Source organism: Staphylococcus sp. FSL K6-3157 (assembly GCF_038005145.1).
GTDB classification, from domain to species: Bacteria; Bacillota; Bacilli; order Staphylococcales; family Staphylococcaceae; genus Staphylococcus; species Staphylococcus equorum.
In genome coordinates this window covers 1,496,996-1,515,440 of sequence record NZ_JBBOSM010000001.1, presented here as the reverse complement: position 1 = coordinate 1,515,440, position 18,445 = coordinate 1,496,996, and the positions used below count along the sequence as shown (strand labels likewise).

Here is an 18,445-nt window from a genome sequence, read left to right as displayed (position 1 = left end):
TAAGGAGCGTATTAAATTATGGTACAACATTTAACGGCAGAAGAAATTATTAAATATATTAGTGATGCAAAGAAATCTACACCCCTAAAGGTTTATATTAATGGGAATTTTGAAAATGTAACCTTCCCTGATAGTTTCAAAGTGTTTGGTTCACCTGATTCAAAAGTTGTTTTCTGTGAAGCGGATGAATGGAAAACATTCTACGAAGCGAATCAATCTAGCATTGAAACAATAGAAGTTGAAATGGATCGTCGTAATTCGGCTATTCCATTAAAAGATTTAACTAACACAAATGCACGTATTGAACCAGGCGCTTTCATTCGTGAACAAGCTATTATTGAAGATGGTGCAGTGATTATGATGGGCGCAACGATTAATATTGGTGCTGTAGTTGGTGAAGGTACAATGGTAGATATGAATGCAACACTTGGCGGCCGTGCAACTACTGGTAAAAATGTACATGTTGGTGCAGGCTCAGTATTAGCTGGTGTCATTGAACCACCTAGTGCTTCTCCAGTAGTAATCGAAGATGATGTGCTTATTGGTGCGAATGCAGTTATTCTTGAAGGTGTTCGTGTTGGTAAAGGCTCTATTGTGGCTGCAGGTGCAATTGTAACACAAGACGTGCCAGCTGGATCAGTTGTTGCAGGTACACCTGCTAAAGTAATTAAACAGACAAGTGAAGTTGAAGATTCAAAACGTGAAATCGTTTCAGCTTTAAGAAAATTGAATGATTAAAGCTTAATTTTATGCAATTTCCACTTTTACTAAGTTAGTTATTGTTCCAGATAAATGAGGACTATACTTCTTAGTATGAACATCTATAAATATTAATGTAGGAGGTTTAAGACGAGACAAGATGTAATTAATGATGGCGTTTATAACTTTTAAAAAGTTGCTATCCATTATACATTGATAAATCCGTCTTACCTCCTCATTTTTTTAATATTATATTTTTCGCTTTTTTATACATATAAACAAAGGACTTTAAAATAAAGTCTGAAGTTAATTAATAAAACTAAAAGGATTTGATTTTAAGTGAATGAATTAGAATTCGTAACAACACATAGACGTCATTTGCATCAAAACCCAGAGTTAAGTCTACATGAATATGAGACTACTACCTATATTGCTGCTTTCTTAGATGAATTAGGAATCAGTTATGAACGCCCTCTTGATACAGGATTAGTTGCTTATCTACCTGGGAACGGTGAGCATACGATAGCTTATCGTGCAGATATTGATGCATTACCTATTTTTGAAGAAAACGATGTAGCTTACAAAAGTTTAACAGATAATGTGATGCATGCTTGCGGACATGATGGGCACACTACTGCGTTAATGCTGTTTGTTAAACGATGTAAAGCGATGGCTGACCAAGGAACGTTACCGCAAAGTATTGTTTTTATATTTCAACCTGCTGAAGAAACAGGTGGTGGTGCCAATCGATTAATTCGTGCTGGTGCCTTTAAAAATTATGATATTGAAGCCGTGTTTGGTATTCATGTTATGCCCTTTGAAAATGAAGGCAAAGTTGTTATTCGAGATGAAGAAATAACGGCAAGTGCTACGGAATATAGATTTTATTTAAATGGCCTTTCAAGTCATGTTGCAGATAAAGAACAAGGACATTCTTGTGGAGAAGCATTACAGCATGTATTAAGCCAAGTGGGACAAATTCAACAATATCATTTGAACGGTTTAAAACGAAATATTGTCCATATGGGTCATTTTGAAGCTGGAGAAGCGATTAATACTGTCCCTAGTCATGGTTATTTAGAAGGTACAATCAGAACATATGATATTAATGACTTAGAAATCGTAAAACAACAAATGGCCAAAATTGCTGAAAGTGTAAGCTTATTATTTAATGTAGAATGTGAAGTGAAGTTTGAAGAAGGTTACCCGCCTACTTATAATGATCCATTACTACGCAAACATGTTGAACATGGATTAGATAATGCAGATTTTGAAATTATAGATAAACCTACGCCTTATTTATTTGGTGAAGATTTCAGTTTCTATAGTCAACTTGCACCGAGTTATTTTGTATTTGTCGGTGTACGTGATGAAGCGAAGGGTTATGTGACTGGCTTACATACTGCTCATTTAAATTTTAATGAATATATGCTCATACGTATTGCAGATTATTATGAACAACTTCTAAAATCCTACAGCGAGGTGCGTGTACAATGACAGCCATTTGGTCAGTAGACACAGAGAAATTTTATGAAAATGCAGTAAATGTAGCGCAAGGCAACCAGCTCATGGCAGTAGTTAAAAATAATGCTTATCATTACGGTTTAGAATTTGCTGTTCAACAATTCAAAAAAGTTGGTATTCAAACTTTTAGTACAACTTCTTTAAGAGAAGCAATTCGAATTCGTAAACTTGCGCCCGATGCTACGATTTTTTTAATGAATGCAGTTTATGATTTTGATAAATTACGTGCTTATCATATTCAGATGACTTTACCTTCTCTAGATTTCTATTATGAACATGTAGAAGATTTATATGATATTCAAGTTCATTTAGAATATGAAAATTTATTACATCGTTCAGGACTAAAATCAATTGCAGAAATGAGAGAAGTCCTTATACATCATGCGCAAAATAAAAATGAACAGCGTATGATAATAACTGGCCTATGGACACACTTTGGATATGCAGACGAATTTGATGTTCCGGATTATGAAATTGAGCGAAAAGCATGGTTAGATCTTGTAGATACGTTATTAACTGACGGTTATCAGTTTGAACTAATTCATGCGCAAAATAGTGCGAGTTACTATCGAGAAGATGGTGTTTTCCCCCATCATACACATGCGCGTGTTGGCATTGCATTGTACGGTTCAAGACCCTATAGTGATGTAGAGAAAACAGAAATTAAACAATCATTAACTGTGAAAGGTAATGTCATTCAAGTACGTGAAGTTAATCAGGGAGATTACTGTGGGTATAGTTTTGCTTATGAAGCTACACAAGATGAAACAAGATTAGCAGTCGTAGATGTCGGTTATGGCGATGGTATACTTAAATCAAGAGCACAACATGAAGCATTGATTAACGGTAAACGCTATCCTATACGTGCGTTAATGATGAGTCATATGTTTGTGGAAGTAGATAGCAATGTTCGTGCACAAGATGAAGTGATACTATATAATAACGATATACGCGTAGATGAGTTCACATTTAAGGGTGTGGCCGCAAATTCTGAACAATTAAGCGCGATGAATCATGACTCACTAATAAAGGAGTATAGATAAATTATGGTAGTAGAATACAATGATAAAGGAGAGCTTACAATTGGAGGTACAAGCCTCAAAACGATAGCACAAAGTTTTGGGACGCCTACAATTGTTTATGATGAAACGCAAATTAGAACGCAAATGAGACGTTTTCACGAAGCTTTTCAAAAGAGCGAATTAAACTATAATATTTCATATGCTTCTAAAGCATTTACTTGTTTACAAATGGTTAAATTAGTAGAAGAAGAAGGACTCGAATTAGATGTAGTATCTGAAGGTGAATTATATACAGCATTAGCTGCTGGTTTTGATGCGCAACACATACATTTTCATGGTAATAATAAGACAAAACGTGAAATCCAATATGCCTTAGAAAGTAAAGTGGGTTATATCGTTATTGACTCTTTAGAAGAAATTGATCTTATTAACCGTTATGCAAGTGAAGAAGTGAATGTAGTGTTAAGATTAAATCCTGGAGTTGAAGCACATACACATGAGTTTATTCAAACTGGACAAGAAGATAGTAAATTTGGCTTGTCTATCAAACATGGTTTGGCGATTGAAGGTGTCAAAAAAGTTAAAGATGCTAAGCGCTTAAATCTTAAAGGTGTTCACTTTCATGTAGGTTCCCAAATTGAAGGTACTGAAGCTATGATTGAAACTACTAAATTAGTTGTTCAATGGCTGAAAGAAAATGATATTCAAATAGAATTAATCAATTTAGGTGGCGGCTTTAGTATTAAGTATGTTGAAGGCGATGTGAGCTTCCCTATCGAAGATGGTATTGCTGAAATAACTGAAGCAATTAAAACGATAGCACAAGAAGCTGATTACCCTATTCCAGAAATTGGTATTGAACCTGGACGTTCAATTGTTGGTGAAGCAGGTATTACTTTATATGAAGTAGGTACAATTAAAGACATCCCTAATGTAAATAAATATGTGTCTATCGATGGTGGCATGAGTGATCATATTCGTACCTCTCTCTATGATGCGAAGTATGAAGCTTTACTGGTCAATCGAAATGATCCAAAGGATGAAACTGTAACGCTGGCAGGTAAATTATGTGAATCTGGAGATATTATTATCAAAGATGCGCAATTGCCAAGTACAGTTAAACGTGGCGATTATTTAGCTATTTTATCAACTGGTGCTTATCATTATTCAATGGCATCAAATTATAACCAAATGCAGAAACCGTCCGTATTTTTCTTAAAAGATGGTAAGGCAAGAGAAGTTATTAAACGTCAATCATTACGTCAATTAATCATTAATGATACAAAATAAATGATTATATAAGAAAAAAGGTTGTTAGCTATTCCCTACTGGGCATGTTAACAACCTTTTTTTATGTTTTTTAAATGGTGTTTTAAGCGTTTTAAACAAACAATATAAAGTTCAGGATTATTTGGTCATGATTATAATTGAAAGCTCTTTAAATGCCTGTATTGAATGAATGTATATTGAAGATATTAAGAACCTCTAACCTTAAAAGTAATCTTGGAAAATATTAGAAGTTTACATGTTAAGCTCATGCATAAAGAAAGCCTAACTCGATTTCATCGACAGAAATAAAAGTTTACATGCTTCTCGCATGCATTAAGGCACCCTAACATATTGAAAATGTAATCTTAAAAGCATTAGCGGATTACATGCCTTGCGCATGCATTAAGAAAGACTAACTCGATTTCATCGACAGAAATAAAGGTTTACATGCTTCTCGCATGCATTAAGGCGCCCTAACATATTGAAAATGTAAAGGCGCCTATATAAAAAAAAGAACCTTTGACAAGGTTCTTTTTTACATAAAGTCAATATAGCAATCTATATTATAGTTTAGCAACGTTTGCAGCTTGAGGACCGCGGTCGCCTTCAACTACTTCAAATTCAACTGATTGACCTTCTTCTAATGATTTGTATCCTTCTTGGTTAATTGCTGAGAAGTGTACGAACACGTCGTTTTCTCCTTCAACTTCGATAAAACCAAAACCTTTTTCGGCGTTAAACCATTTTACTGTACCTTGTTTCATAACTGTGAAACCTCCAAGACTAATATTCATTCAATATGCGTTATTCGCATATTACAAAAAATACAATTTCACAGTTTAAGTCTGTTAGTACAATATTCTTTGCAATATGGAATAAAACTATTGCTTGACTAACAGTATAAAGCAATTTAAATAAAATTGCAATACAAATCTGAATAAACTGTTTATTCAACAATAGGTAATTTATAATATACTTCATTATTATTTAAAACAATAAAACTATAGAATATTTGTAAATCTTCATCGCAATCTTCACAAAATCCTAAATCGCAATTATTATAAAACGCATGAATATTATATTTACCAACTAAATAATTATCATAATCTTTTTTACATTTTAAAATGATTGATTGGTATTGGCTTAACATCTCGTTATATGTCTCAAAATTATGTTGTTCTACGATATGATCAGTCCAGTCACTAAATAACCACCAGCCTTCATAATCAGCCCGAATTTTTGCAACTGTCCACATTTTCTTTCACCCTTTCATAGTCAGCTCAAAAATATTTTCAAAACATTTAAATACCGTGTTCAAAATTTTAAGCTTAATAGAACAAGTTGATTATACTTATGTATGGTCTTCATACATTCACTCTAAATAAAATCCCCCATGTTTATAAATAGATATGAATAAAACTAGTTATATACTTTATATAATTTAATTAGAGTCGCACAATTTGTCTATGAGTAATATTTTAACTAGATAATATACAAAATCAAGTTATCTGACTCATACTTTTGGCCTATATACATCAGTTGCTCAAACGTAAATATTAGTTTTGTGGCCTAAAATTTCGTATAATGCTAATAAGAGGTGATAATATGCAGTGCAAACATGTTAAAGTATTTGGGATGGTGCAAGGTGTAGGTTTCCGATACTATACACAGAAGATAGCTAGAAAGTATAATATTGTGGGCACAGTTGAAAATATTGATAATTATGTTGATATTTATGCGCAAGGAAATGAAAAAGCATTAACTTCATTTTTAAATGCAGTTATAGACGGTGCGTCACCTGCCTCGCATGTTGAAGATTATACTATAGAAGAATTAAATATTGATGAAACATTAAAGGATTTTAAAACTATATAAAGGAAGATGAAGTTTGAGATATACTATTTCACGTATTTTTGGGACAATTATAGCTTTTCCAGTAGCAGTTATCGCATGGTTTACCAGTGTTTTTGCTCTAGATATTTATGTTATATTTGATTTTCTTATTTCTGCGGTAACGTTTTTGGCAATTTACTTCCCTACTCAACGTTTAACTTCTAGAAAATATTTAAATGAAATTGGTCTGTCACGTCGTGATTATCATTTTGTAAATAGCCAGTTAAACAATGCACAAGATAAGATTAGAAGAATTTTGAAAACATTTGTAAATGTGAGATCTATTAAAGATTTTAAACAAGTGAATGAAATATACCGAATTTCTCGTGCAATTTATTTTGCAGTGAAACAACAACCGGGTTCATTTTTCAAAGTAGAAGGTTTCTTCTATTCACATATTGATAATGCATTGAATTTAATTGAAGCATATACAAGATTGTCTAAGTCACCTAAAAAAACTAAAGAAGAAAAACAAAAATTAGAACAAACAAGAATTACTTTAGACGAAGTAAAAAGAACTTTAGTTGCTGACTTGAAGAGAATTAATAACGAAGACTATAGCCAGTTAGATATAGAGATGGAATTAAACAAAATGGAACAGAAAAGAAATAAATAACATAGAATTAAGAATGGAGAGAAATTGAATGGCTAAAGAACAAGATTTTTTAAGTTCACATCCATTGGACAAATATATTGATGAACAGTCAGCTAATCAAAATGAAATAATCAATAATAAAACACAATATACTCAAGAGGAACAACAAAAAATCGATAAGTTGAGTGAACAAATAAAGCCAATGGATAATGATGGTTTACTGAATTATGGTACACAAGCACAATCAAATATGTCGCAGTTCTCACACCGTATTTTAAATGAAGTTAACACTACAGATGTTGGGCCTGTCGGTGAATCTCTGAATGGTTTAATGAGTAAATTAAAATCAGTTAATCCTGAAGAACTTAATCCAGAAAATCAATCTAAGTTGAAACGCATATTTAAACGCACGAAAGCATCTGTTAATGAAATATTTTCGAAAATGCAGTCTGTAGGTTCACAGATTGATCGTATTTCTATTGAGTTAGATAAGCATAAAAATAACTTAAAAAAAGATATAGACATGTTAGATGAATTATACAATATGAATAAAGATTATTTTGAAGAATTGTCTTTATATATTGAAGCAGCTAAAAAGAAACAGCATGCCCTACAACAGACTGAAGTGCCTAAACTTAGAACACAAGCAAAAGCGACAGGTAATCAAATGGATGTGCAAGCCGCATCTGATATGGAACAATTTATAGATCGTTTAGATAAACGTATTTACGATTTGCAGTTATCAAGACAAATTGCAATTCAAACAGCGCCGCAAATACGTATGATTCAAAATGTTAACCAAGCGCTTGCTGAAAAAATTCAAAGTTCAATTTTAACGAGTATACCGTTATGGAAAAACCAAATGTCCATTGCGTTAACATTGATGAGACAACGTAATGCTGTATCTGCTCAAAAGGCCGTTACAGATACTACGAATGACTTATTATTAAAAAACTCTGAATTATTAAAACAAAATGCATTAGAAACAGCTACTGAAAATGAACGTGGTGTCGTTGATATCGAGACACTAAAAACAACACAAAATGATATTATCGAAACAATTGAACAGACACTTCAAATACAAGAACAAGGCCGTACTAAACGTAAGCAAGCAGAAACAGAATTAAATCAACTTGAATCAGAATTACAAAATCAATTGTTAGATATGAAAGATAATAAATAAGATTTTTATTAACAAAAAAGTAGATGGAATTGGGCCGGAAAATCAAAATTAGATTTCTTACCCATGCCCATCTACTTTTTCTATATGCATTAAAAAATACCATTCTATTAGTTTAAACCAATAGAATGGTATTTTAATTTCGAGATTAGAGATTTTATTTTAATCTCCCTATTTAATGCTTAGTATCTTCTGTATGTTGAGTTGTTGATTTTTTAATTAAATTATCTGTATCGTCAACTGTGTTTGTAGATTGAGTTGTTACTATATTTTGTTCAACAGCAAGTTTGTGAGCAATTTTCGGTGCTGTCCAAACGACAGGGAGCATTATAATCGATATAGGTACTGCTGTTACGATTATAAAGGACTGTATTGCGCTAATACTACCCTCGCCAATATTAATAAGAATAATTGAGATTACACCCATAATGGCAACCCAGAATAATCTGATGATTTTAGGTGGATCTCCCTCGCCAGTAACTGACATAGAAATTGAATATGACATTGTATCGGCAGTTGTTATCACAAATATAAGCGTCAAAATGAGTAAAGCTATAACTAGTACATTGCCTAAAGGTAATTGTGTAGCAATTGAGATAACTGCAGCAGGTAAACCATTTTCAGATAAAGGATCGCTAATCGAACCGTTATTTTTAGATTCATAAAACAATCCACTTCCACCTAAAATAGAAAACCAAAAATGAGAAACCACAGCTGCTACAACTGAAACAAGTATGAAGATTTCTCTAATTGTACGCCCTTTTGATACACGGGCAACTAACATAGCCATCAAAGGACCATAGCCTATGAACCAACCAAAGAAGAAAAGCATCCATGCGCCAGCCCATTGATTATCACCTCTAAAGGTACTGATTTCTAAGAAATTAGTAATGTATGTTCCATAAGAAGAAATAAATGTATCAATAATAAAGCCACCAGGGCCTATTAATAATATAAAGACGGCAAGCGCTATTGCTAACCATATATTTAGTTTGCTAAGAAACTGTATCCCTTTATCTATCCCTGTAGTTGCAGATATAGATACAATGACCATAAGTCCTGCAACAGATAAGACTTGAGTAATAATGTTATCTGGAATACCAAAAATACTATGTAACCAGTAACTAAATTGAAAACCGAAAAATCCAATTGTTCCAATTGTTCCAGCTACTGCGCCTAAAATACAAAAGACATCTATCATTGATCCTGTCTTTGTATGTTCAATATTTTTACCAAATATTGGGAATAAAATTGTTCTCGGACGCATTTTCATGCCTTTATTATAATGTGCATACATAATTATAATGCCACTTACAGCACCGTAAACCGCCCATGCTGTAAAGCCCCATGATGTGAAACTTTGGGCCATAGCTGCGGGTATAGCTGCTGTACTACTATCTTTGATACTTGGATCCATAGTTGGTGGCACATCAATAAAATAATACATAGGTTCAGCAGCAGCCCAAAATATAGCGCCTGCGCCTAATCCTGATGTAATCACAATTGCTGCCCATCTGAAGTAACTCATTTCAGGTTTAGAAGCATTTCCGAGTCTCACACGACCATACTTTGAAAAAGCTAAAACAGCACCTACTGCAAATGTTGCTAGCAATAAAACTTGCCAAAATGCACCAAAATATGAAATTGAAAGTTCAAATCCTTTTTGCACGAAATCTGAAGTTGCTGTAGTAAATAGTGATGACATAATTACAAATAATACAAGTACGCCACCGCTAATAAGAAACACTGGCCAATCTAGTTTATCTTTCCAATAAGAAAATTTAATGTTATTCTACTCCTCTTTTTAGGTTCTCTCAATTTTTTTATATTAAGTCTTTTATAATAAATAGTTAGCTTTTTCAATACTTATTGAAATGCTTACGAATATCATTGAATATTGTTTTAGAATTCAAGATTATAAGTATGAAAATGTAATCTTACGCTATAGCAAATGGTGTTTTTGTGAATATGAATACGTGTACTTACCATCTTTAATAAAAATATGTAAGTCTATTTATGATAGTGACAAGAGACTTACTATCGTCACTGACGAAACACTTGAAGTTAAGATTATAGCCCACTTCTTCTTAGTAATCAATTGGACTTTGCAAAATTGTTATAATTTTTAAGATTAAATAATTATATATTAATCATGCACTTGGAAAATTCTCCATCTTAAAAAATAATTTTTTGATTTAAATGAAGGTTCCCAACACCAAAATAAAAGTTTTACACATAAAAAACCCCTTCAAAGTAGTCACTTGAAAAGTGATTGCTTTGAAGGGATTGATCATTACAAAAATGTTGCATTTAAATATTGAGCAGTATCTACTTAAATGAACTTTTTAATCTTTTTCGTAAACGATAGGCTTTTGATTTTTAACCATGGTAGCTACAATATAACCTATAATTGTAGTTACTATAGCAATTGGGAACCATTCCAACGAATAGTCTTTTAAAGGTAAGCTATCAATAAAGCTCATTTTTATCCAGCCTTGTGTGTGTACTACACTTAATATTGAAACAATAGAAACAATCGCAACTGGAATTTGTTGTGCAATTGGCTTAGTTGGTACAAAACGTGCAATCAATATCAGCAATACTGAAGTAATGGCTACTGGATATACAATGCTAAGTACTGGTACAGACATTGAAATTACTGAATTTAGACCTTGGTTTGCTAATATAAAACTAATTAGAGTAAAACCAATTACATACACTTTATAAGAAATTTTCGGTAAAATTCTATGGAAATACTCTGACACTGAAACGATTAAACCACATGCAGTAGTTAAACACGCAAGTGCAACAATAATGCCTAATAAATATTTACCAAAAGTTCCAAAACCTACATCTGCCATTGTAGTTAATAAGTATGTGCCTATGTTTTGATCTTTTGCTGTTAAACTAGCAATTTTTTCTTGTGATACATCCATGTGATTCCCTATAAAACCTAGAGAAATATAGATGAACATTAAGGCAATTGCAGCGATTAGACCAGCTAGCAATGTTTGCTTGAATATCTTATTCGCGTTTGTAACGCCTGTCGCTTTTACAGCATTAACTACAATCATTGAAAAGGCAATTGCTGCAATTGCGTCCATCGTCAAGTAACCATTCGTAAAACCTTGTGAAAATCCAGCAAAGCCAGAAGTAAACGCTTCGGCAGATTGACTTGGAGCATTACCACCAAAATCTACAAATCCTTTAATGATCATTGCTAAAATAGTAACAAGTAGTAATGGTGTTAACAATGAGCCGATACGATTAATCATTTTACTAGGGTTGATACATAAATATAATACAATTAAGAAATAAATAACTGTAAATATAAATAATGCTAAACTACTATTTGTTTGTGCAATCGGTGTAACAGTCATCTCAAATGATGTTGATGCTGTACGTGGAATTGCAAATAACGGACCTATTGTTAAGTATATAATTACTAAGAATACTACTGAAAACTTCGGTGAAATTTTATTTAATGAACCGATGTAGCCTTGTTTATCTAACGCTCCCACGACAACGCCTAACAACGGTAATCCGATTCCAGTTAATGCAAATGCTAAAATGGATGGCCAGAAATATTCCCCACTATCTAAACCTAAATTAGGTGGGAATATAAGGTTGCCAGCGCCAAAGAACATTGCAAACAATGTGAAACCTATAATCCATGTATTTTTATTCATATGACGTTCTCCTTTTAATCCAATAAAATAATATTACCTATTCTATCATGTTTAATTAGATGCCGTCTATATAAATTTCAGAATATTTAAATATATAGCGATTTATTTATAAAAATTAGTCTAGCTAAAATGATTTTAATAAAAGTTTTTTCAATAATGGTGACAAATGACTTGGCAAATTTTCTACGCCTTCTACAAAGATTGCATACTGACCATAAATATTATGAATCGTTTGTTCAATGTCTTCTGTAATAGGTTCCTGACTTAAAAATACATTGAATACTTCAATCCCCATTTTTCTAGCGGTTTCAACAGCTTCATAAGTGTCTAAAATACCATCTTGACTATAATTATATGCTGAAGGTTCACCATCTGAAAATACAATTAGAAAGCGTTGGTTATGCGAACGACGCATTAATCGTTCACTTCCTATTCTAATTGCTACGCCATCTCTATTATCATCTTGAGGCTCTAATGCCATAATTCTAGGTCTATCTTTTTCTAAAGTTGAGCGGTCGTATGAAATGATTTCGTCAATAATATTGGGTTGATTTGCATCATCAGCATCGAACGCGTCTTCGTTAAATGCAAGTATCTCATGTTTAACATTTAATGATTTTAAAGTTTCATGGAATAGAACAACACCCTTGATGGTTTCTTCCATCTTATCTTGCATACTTGCAGATGCATCAACTAACAATGTAAAAGTAGCATCAAAGGATTGGCTTAAATCTTGTTTCTTATAAAATAACTTATATTGATCATCAATAAACCAATTAAGTAGATTTTTCTGTAATCTTCCTTTAGTTAAATTACGACGTTCATCTTGATATTCTCTATCAATTGTTTTCTTAATAATTTGAATTAAATCTTTTGTTTCAAACTGAACCTCAGATTCAACGTTATGATAATCATTGATATATTGTGGTTCAATGTCTGGGATATTCCATTTAATCTCTACATTTTGATTGATACCTTTGAGTGCGAATGCTTGATTATGACCGACAGAACCACCTTCGTCATCTTCAACATTATCAGTAGATCCTTTGCCCTTTTTTGTTTGCATATCAGTCATATCATCGCTCGCATCGCCTTCACGTGCGGTGTCATTATCTCCCATGACATCACTATTTTCACCTTCATGCAATTCCATTTCTAAATAAGCGCCACCTTCAGACGCACTATCTTGATTATTAGATTCCATTTCTTCACTTACAACTTCTTCATCGTTTTGTTCATCAGACTGTCCATCTGAGTTACTTGCATCAGTTCTCGTTAAATCCTCAAAATTAAGTTCTTGTATTGCTTCATAAACTTTTTTCGGTAAATGATAATATTCATTCAACATATCTTCTTTTAAAATACCATCAATTTGATACATGATACGTTCTGCTAAATACATGTTATCTTCAGACGTTTCATTATAGAAGAAATTAGGTAAATATTGATACATATGATTTAAAACATCATCAATTTGAGGGTGTATTTGTGGTACATCATAAAAGTTTTCTGTTAAAAAAGATGCTTCTAAATATAAAAAAAGTAAGTCTGTAAAGGTTGTTTTCGTTTTATAAACTTTGATTTGTGTCTGAGTATAGTTCAATCTGACTTCATTACGCATTTGAATTATAGGTTTTGTAGATGGACGTAATTGTACTATGGTATTTAATACACGTTTATCTTCTAATAATTTGAAAAGTTGTTGGAAGAATTTAGGATGTTGAAACTCACGATTATGAATGACTTCATTAACAATCTTTTCATCCATCATTTGATAGCCATAAGTAGCAAGTAATACATCTGATTTTAATCCAGTGGATTCTATTTCTTTGCTTCTATGTGACCAAAATGAACTTGTAATTAGCGTGTGGTTGATAGGATCATAATATGGAAATTTTTGAATCTTAACATGTGCTTGTTCATTTTTCAGTAAAAGACGAGCTAAATCTTGTAGCATCATGACTTGCTTTGCATCAAGCTGTTCGTCATTAAATTTTATAAAACGATCACTCATGGTTATCCCTCACTAAAAGTTTAATTCTACTGCGTTTTTAATTGCTTGTTGTTCACGTTCATCTTCTAATTTATCTATAATCGTACGCTGTATCGCACGTTCTATTGGCATGATGGTTGCTAAATCACTCAAATCGATTAGTGCTCGAATACTTGCTGCTTCTTCAGAAATTTGACCTTGTTTTGTCATTGTTCTCAAATCTTCATTGAATTTTATAATGCTTTGGATAACAGCATCGTCTTTTAACTGACTTTGATTTTTAATAACGTCACTTAAAATATCACCATCAATATAATCTACTTCAATAACAACGAAACGGTTTTTTAATGCTTCATTCATAGGTAATGTACCAATGTATCCTACGTTTATTGCTGCAATAACATTAAAACCTGGTGCCGCACTTACAACTTCTCCGGTAAATGGATTTGTTAATTTTCTACGATAGTCTAATACACCATTTAGTATTGGAAGCGTTTCTGGTTTCGCCATATTAATCTCATCGATATAAAGAATATTTCCTTCTTTCATAGCTTGTATGACAGGTCCGTCTATAAAGACAATTTCCTGTGATCCATTGTCATTCGTTTGTATTGTTTTAAATCCTAATAAACTTTCTGCATCTAAATCGACTGAACAGTTAATTTGGTGCATCGGTCTATTTAAAGTTTCACTTAATGTTTCAGCGAGTTTCGTTTTACCAGAACCTGTTGGTCCTTTTAACAGTATATTTTTATTTAATTGCATTAATGATTTGGCATCATTAAAAACAGTTTCATCTCTATTAATATATTGTGCATTTGTCATTTTTAAATGTCTCCTTTGGCATTTACATGTTTGTTTGATAATTGTTAAAAATCATTAAAAATAGACTGAGGCAAGAATACATCATCATATTTTGCCCTAGTCTATTTTTAATAAGAAAATATATAAAATCACAATCTATTGTGAGAAATTGCTCGTTGCTTTCATGGTTCAATACGATATATTCAGAATATTATACTTCTTTAAAATACTCTTTATAATATCCGCCAACTAGACCAGAGTTATCGATGATTTGGTAATATTCTTCGGTTTCATTAATAACGTCATATTGCTTTCCTACTGTTAGCATATCAGATACCGTGAATTTTTTCGCTTCCGCATGTTCAACTTCTACTTTTTTAATAGGTGTATTTGTTTTCCAAGTTTCATGTAACATAATTATAAAAACCTCTCTTTATTGTTTTATTTCTAAAGTAAAAATAAATGTGATGCCGCTTTTTTCACTAATTCTTAAAGAACGTTCGCCATCTTGATCTAATGTTTGATAAGGAATCCCAATGACTTCAAGTTGTTGTAATGCATTTTGAAAATGTGCTTTTGATTCAGTAGCAAATTCAATTTGTTCAACTATGCCATGTTCAGGCATTTTAACTTCATCTTTTGCAGCATAGATATGTAGCTCGCCACCTAGCCCACCGTCTCCAATACGAAATACTTGTACTTTATAATCGGCATCGTCTGTTGGTACGTATTCAGCAAAATGTATGAGTCCAAAAACTTTAGTTAAAATAGATTGCGTTAATATGAGTTCATTAACTTTCAATATGACAGGTCCTAAACCTTGGATTTGGTGTAACGGATTTACAGTACTTTCAAATGATGGCATACCTAATGGTGCTCCAGTATTATGTTCGTTTGAGTAAATATTAAAAGTTTGATCATTTTGGTCTTTAAAATCAAAATATTTATGACCATTTAAATCGGTAATTCCACCATGGTTAATGTGATGATTATCTAATACTGATTTATACTCATCCAGACCATCATCACTTGGTACGCGCAAACCAATATTATCTATATGATTATTATTGTTAATATAGTTAGGTATTTCTACGAAATGTATACGTGTACCAGAATTAAGTTCAGCATCTCCAAAACGTAGCGCTTGCCCTTTGTTTGTCACATTGAGTCCGAGTATATCTTTAAATAAAGTTTTAGTTTTTTCTAAATCATTTGTCCCTGTAGTAACACTTCTAAGACCATTCATTATATTAACCCCTCTATTCATATCTTTTCAACTAATTATAACTTACTTTAAGTATTATTTGTATGATGAATAATGGTTTTACAAAATTATAACGATTATACATTGGACGAATTAAGAAAATGTATTAAAATGTATCTATATCGTGATTTATTATTGTTCATGACAAATTTGAAAATAGATTTATTGAATTAGAAGGAGGTTTTTAAAAATGTTAACAGTATGGGTTGTATTTGGTATCACTGTGCTTATAGCAGTGTATTCTGGAATTACTTTCTTTTCAAATATAAATAATAAAGCAAAGCAAAAAAATGCCAATGCTAAAAGTGTTAAGAAAAATAATATCTATGGCGTAGTTTTCTTAGTATTTTTAATTCTAGCTATTATTGAGCTTTTTGTGTATATAGCTTAATAAATTTACATTTTTTAAGACATGTAAATTTAATCGACATTATTGGAGTTATAATTTAAAATAACATGTAGTTGTTATACTTGAATAATAAAGCCATAGTAAAATTTAAAAGGTCTGGGATAAAATTATCTCATGCTGTATTAGGAAGCCCAAATCTATTAGAAAATCTGATGGATTTGGGCTTCCTATTTAATTTTTAATGATAGTAAAGCGTCTACTTGTTTTCGTATAACTAAACCCTTTTTGTATTAATAACATTTACTTATCTTATTGCCTATTGAAAAAATATTTAATCATTTGAAAAACTATAACTATATAAATTAAAGAATGGATGCATAACGTTATAAAGTCTAGGTTAAATATATGAATGGAATCCTTATTTAATAGATATAAAATACTGCTTATAGGTGGAAGAGTCCATAATATCCATTGCAAAAATGAAAATTGTTCTATTAATAAATCCTTGGTAAGTGTAACAATTATGATAAGTATTGTAAGAAGCCAATTAAAGTTTTTACTAGCAATTTTTGTATTTGTTACAAAAGAACCTAATAATATCCCAAATAAACCCATTAATATATGTGTGATTAAACCTAAGGAAATTAAATCTAATGTAACATCTTTATTAAAAACTTGGATTAATAATGGATAGGATAGTGAAAGTAGTATTAATAAACAGCTAACTAGAAAAAGATATAAAACTTTAAGTATTAAATAATTGTTTTTAGATCTTAATTGGATATATAAAATATAGCGTTCGTTAATAGTATCGTGCTTGAAATTAATAATTGTAAGCCAAGTCATTATAAGAAATAGTACAATTGATGTGGAACCATAACTAGATAATACAGGGACATCTTTATAGATATAGATGCTTATTAGACATAACAAGTAAATAAAAATAGGTGGTATAAAAATATAAGATTTTAAAAACTTTAAATTTTCATATTTTAAAAAAGTAAGTAGCATATTATAAGTCCTTTACTTCTATAATTTCATAATTATAATTTATTAAATTTTGTATAACTAAGTTAGATTTTGATTTATATACTTGTATCGCTAACTTATTGTCGCTAATTTTTATTGTAGAAACTATAGAATCTTCATTATTTGCCATAATTAAGTTGTTGTGATTTTGTTTATGGCTTTGCACAATAATTAATTTCTGCGTATCTTGCTTAGAGATGGATTTAAATGTGTAATCATCTAAATTGAGTATATGAGTGACTACAGTATTTTCAAAATTGTAATCATGCGCTGTTAAAATAATTGTTTTCGTTTTAACTAATTGTTTTAAATGATTTATAAATCGTTTTTCTGATTTATTATCTAGACCTGAAAATGGTTCGTCGAAAATTAAAATGTCAGCATCTGCTAATAGACATTGTATAATATTAACTTTTTGTAATGTTCCTTTAGATAAACGATGCAACTTCAAATCTTGAAATTCAGTTAAATAAAATAAATCCAAATAATTTTGCAGTATAGTATGTACTTGTTTTTTATTAATTTGATCATTTGAGTTAATTATGAATAATAAAAATTGTTTTACTGTTACTTTAATGTTTTTAGGAAATGTATCCGGGGCATAGCTAATTTTAGAATCAGTATAAATATTGCCTTTACTTGGTAACTGTAATTTGGAAATAAGTTTTAATGTTAAGCTTTTACCCACTCCATTTATTCCTTTTACTAAAGTTATGGAATTTTTGGGGATTTTAAAAGACAAATCATTAATGATTAGATTTTGATTAAGCATTTTTGATACGTTTTTAGCTTCAATCGCTATGTGCACTGAAAATCATTCCTTTTTCTATAAAAGTTTATTATTTACCTTTGCCATAAATGAGCTGTACGACACCACTTTGATAAGTATGTGTTTTTAACAATGACAAATTCAATCTCTGACTCATATTTTCAAATAATGGTTTTCCAGAACCTAACACTACAGGGTGAATAGATAAACGATACTCATCAATTAAATTATTATCTATAAATGAGGTGATAATACTAGACCCACCCATATAACCAGATGTCCTTTGTATCTTCATTCATTAAGATATATTATTATATATTTATTGTAGTGAAGCTTAAATAAAAAAACAATCATTCTATATTCCAA

17 protein-coding genes and 1 pseudogene are annotated in these 18,445 nt (G+C 31.3%); 8 read left to right on the top strand and 10 right to left on the bottom strand.

Annotated features, from left to right (window positions below):
* The first annotated feature begins 18 nt into the window (after positions 1 to 18).
* The 4 genes from dapD (at position 19) to lysA (ending at position 4,535) form a co-directional block, all read left to right on the top strand.
* Positions 19 to 738: a 2,3,4,5-tetrahydropyridine-2,6-dicarboxylate N-acetyltransferase gene (dapD, locus tag MHB47_RS07350; RefSeq protein WP_002507643.1), complete on the top strand. Its 720-nt coding sequence runs from the start codon at positions 19 to 21 to the stop codon at positions 736 to 738.
* 300 nt (positions 739 to 1,038) lie between these two features.
* Positions 1,039 to 2,196, top strand: coding sequence for an amidohydrolase (locus tag MHB47_RS07345; RefSeq protein ID WP_340755914.1), 1,158 nt, complete (start codon positions 1,039 to 1,041; stop codon positions 2,194 to 2,196).
* Positions 2,193 to 3,266: an alanine racemase gene (locus MHB47_RS07340; protein ID WP_340755912.1), complete on the top strand. Its 1,074-nt coding sequence runs from the start codon at positions 2,193 to 2,195 to the stop codon at positions 3,264 to 3,266. Before MHB47_RS07345 ends, MHB47_RS07340 begins: the two co-directional genes overlap by 4 nt.
* A 3-nt stretch (positions 3,267 to 3,269) precedes the next feature.
* Positions 3,270 to 4,535, top strand: a complete 1,266-nt coding sequence (gene lysA / locus MHB47_RS07335; RefSeq protein ID WP_002512396.1) for a diaminopimelate decarboxylase — start codon at positions 3,270 to 3,272, stop codon at positions 4,533 to 4,535.
* Positions 4,536 to 5,077: 542 nt separating this feature from the next.
* Here lysA and cspA read toward each other — a convergent pair.
* Positions 5,078 to 5,278 (bottom strand): cold shock protein CspA, encoded by a 201-nt coding sequence (gene cspA, locus MHB47_RS07330; protein WP_002507639.1) that lies wholly within the window; start codon positions 5,276 to 5,278, stop codon positions 5,078 to 5,080.
* A gap of 182 nt (positions 5,279 to 5,460) precedes the next feature.
* A complete protein-coding gene (gene msaA / locus MHB47_RS07325) occupies positions 5,461 to 5,769 on the bottom strand; it encodes a regulatory protein MsaA (RefSeq protein WP_002507638.1) in 309 nt (102 codons plus the stop codon).
* A 350-nt stretch (positions 5,770 to 6,119) separates the two neighbouring features.
* Between msaA and MHB47_RS07320 the strand changes: the two genes are divergently transcribed.
* The 3 genes from MHB47_RS07320 to MHB47_RS07310 are packed head-to-tail and all read left to right on the top strand — an operon-like array spanning position 6,120 to position 8,185.
* Positions 6,120 to 6,389 (top strand): acylphosphatase, encoded by a 270-nt coding sequence (locus MHB47_RS07320; protein ID WP_021339163.1) that lies wholly within the window; start codon positions 6,120 to 6,122, stop codon positions 6,387 to 6,389.
* 13 nt (positions 6,390 to 6,402) lie between these two features.
* The gene (locus tag MHB47_RS07315) at positions 6,403 to 7,023 is read left to right on the top strand and encodes a 5-bromo-4-chloroindolyl phosphate hydrolysis family protein (RefSeq protein WP_340755908.1); all 621 of its coding nucleotides are present in this window, start codon (positions 6,403 to 6,405) and stop codon (positions 7,021 to 7,023) included.
* Positions 7,024 to 7,051: 28 nt separating this feature from the next.
* Entirely contained in the window at positions 7,052 to 8,185 is a 1,134-nt protein-coding gene (locus tag MHB47_RS07310) for a toxic anion resistance protein (RefSeq protein WP_064782939.1), read from the top strand.
* Positions 8,186 to 8,357: 172 nt separating this feature from the next.
* Here MHB47_RS07310 and MHB47_RS07305 read toward each other — a convergent pair whose 3' ends face one another.
* The 6 genes from MHB47_RS07305 to MHB47_RS07280 all read right to left on the bottom strand — a co-directional run bounded on the left by MHB47_RS07305 (position 8,358) and on the right by MHB47_RS07280 (position 15,914).
* Entirely contained in the window at positions 8,358 to 9,887 is a 1,530-nt protein-coding gene (locus MHB47_RS07305; protein ID WP_445684162.1) for a BCCT family transporter, read from the bottom strand.
* A gap of 640 nt (positions 9,888 to 10,527) precedes the next feature.
* Positions 10,528 to 11,871: a branched-chain amino acid-like transporter carrier protein BrnQ3 gene (gene brnQ3, locus MHB47_RS07300; RefSeq protein WP_107516813.1), complete on the bottom strand. Its 1,344-nt coding sequence runs from the start codon at positions 11,869 to 11,871 to the stop codon at positions 10,528 to 10,530.
* Positions 11,872 to 11,995: 124 nt separating this feature from the next.
* Positions 11,996 to 13,885 carry a vWA domain-containing protein gene (locus MHB47_RS07295; RefSeq protein ID WP_340755905.1) on the bottom strand — a complete coding sequence of 630 codons (1,890 nt, stop codon included), beginning with the start codon at positions 13,883 to 13,885 and terminating at the stop codon, positions 11,996 to 11,998.
* Between the two features lie 12 nt (positions 13,886 to 13,897).
* Positions 13,898 to 14,689, bottom strand: coding sequence for an ATP-binding protein (locus MHB47_RS07290; protein ID WP_065338032.1), 792 nt, complete (start codon positions 14,687 to 14,689; stop codon positions 13,898 to 13,900).
* 190 nt (positions 14,690 to 14,879) lie between these two features.
* Positions 14,880 to 15,083, bottom strand: a complete 204-nt coding sequence (locus MHB47_RS07285) for a DUF6501 family protein (protein WP_002507630.1) — start codon at positions 15,081 to 15,083, stop codon at positions 14,880 to 14,882.
* A gap of 18 nt (positions 15,084 to 15,101) precedes the next feature.
* Complete coding sequence (locus tag MHB47_RS07280; protein WP_340755902.1) at positions 15,102 to 15,914, bottom strand: VOC family protein; 813 nt, start codon at positions 15,912 to 15,914, stop codon at positions 15,102 to 15,104.
* 208 nt (positions 15,915 to 16,122) lie between these two features.
* Between MHB47_RS07280 and MHB47_RS07275 the strand changes: the two genes are divergently transcribed.
* On the top strand, positions 16,123 to 16,323 hold the full coding sequence (locus MHB47_RS07275; protein ID WP_002507627.1) for a hypothetical protein: 201 nt from the start codon (positions 16,123 to 16,125) through the stop codon (positions 16,321 to 16,323).
* Positions 16,324 to 17,293: 970 nt separating this feature from the next.
* On the opposite strand, the gene MHB47_RS07270 is transcribed toward MHB47_RS07275, so the two are convergent.
* Both MHB47_RS07270 and MHB47_RS07265 read right to left on the bottom strand, forming a co-directional pair.
* A complete protein-coding gene (locus MHB47_RS07270) occupies positions 17,294 to 18,082 on the bottom strand; it encodes an ATP-binding cassette domain-containing protein (RefSeq protein WP_340757290.1) in 789 nt (262 codons plus the stop codon).
* 67 nt (positions 18,083 to 18,149) lie between these two features.
* Positions 18,150 to 18,366, bottom strand: a pseudogene (locus MHB47_RS07265) (dihydrofolate reductase family protein); the annotation flags it as partial.
* Positions 18,367 to 18,445: the final 79 nt, after the last annotated feature.

What these genes read in the sequence shown, in the direction of transcription:
- MHB47_RS07310 (WP_064782939.1), top strand. Translation starts at nt 7,052, where the DNA reads ATGGCTAAAGAACAAGATTTTTTAAGTTCACATCCATTGGACAAATAT.
- MHB47_RS07295 (WP_340755905.1), bottom strand. Translation starts at nt 13,885, where the DNA reads ATGAGTGATCGTTTTATAAAATTTAATGACGAACAGCTTGATGCAAAG.
- MHB47_RS07320 (WP_021339163.1), top strand. Translation starts at nt 6,120, where the DNA reads ATGCAGTGCAAACATGTTAAAGTATTTGGGATGGTGCAAGGTGTAGGT.
- MHB47_RS07340 (WP_340755912.1), top strand. Translation starts at nt 2,193, where the DNA reads ATGACAGCCATTTGGTCAGTAGACACAGAGAAATTTTATGAAAATGCA.
- MHB47_RS07305 (WP_445684162.1), bottom strand. Translation starts at nt 9,887, where the DNA reads ATGTCATCACTATTTACTACAGCAACTTCAGATTTCGTGCAAAAAGGA.
- cspA (WP_002507639.1), bottom strand. Translation starts at nt 5,278, where the DNA reads ATGAAACAAGGTACAGTAAAATGGTTTAACGCCGAAAAAGGTTTTGGT.
- MHB47_RS07285 (WP_002507630.1), bottom strand. Translation starts at nt 15,083, where the DNA reads ATGTTACATGAAACTTGGAAAACAAATACACCTATTAAAAAAGTAGAA.
- msaA (WP_002507638.1), bottom strand. Translation starts at nt 5,769, where the DNA reads ATGTGGACAGTTGCAAAAATTCGGGCTGATTATGAAGGCTGGTGGTTA.
- brnQ3 (WP_107516813.1), bottom strand. Translation starts at nt 11,871, where the DNA reads ATGAATAAAAATACATGGATTATAGGTTTCACATTGTTTGCAATGTTC.
- MHB47_RS07290 (WP_065338032.1), bottom strand. Translation starts at nt 14,689, where the DNA reads ATGACAAATGCACAATATATTAATAGAGATGAAACTGTTTTTAATGAT.
- dapD (WP_002507643.1), top strand. Translation starts at nt 19, where the DNA reads ATGGTACAACATTTAACGGCAGAAGAAATTATTAAATATATTAGTGAT.
- lysA (WP_002512396.1), top strand. Translation starts at nt 3,270, where the DNA reads ATGGTAGTAGAATACAATGATAAAGGAGAGCTTACAATTGGAGGTACA.
- MHB47_RS07280 (WP_340755902.1), bottom strand. Translation starts at nt 15,914, where the DNA reads ATGAATGGTCTTAGAAGTGTTACTACAGGGACAAATGATTTAGAAAAA.
- MHB47_RS07275 (WP_002507627.1), top strand. Translation starts at nt 16,123, where the DNA reads ATGTTAACAGTATGGGTTGTATTTGGTATCACTGTGCTTATAGCAGTG.
- MHB47_RS07270 (WP_340757290.1), bottom strand. Translation starts at nt 18,082, where the DNA reads ATGCTTAATCAAAATCTAATCATTAATGATTTGTCTTTTAAAATCCCC.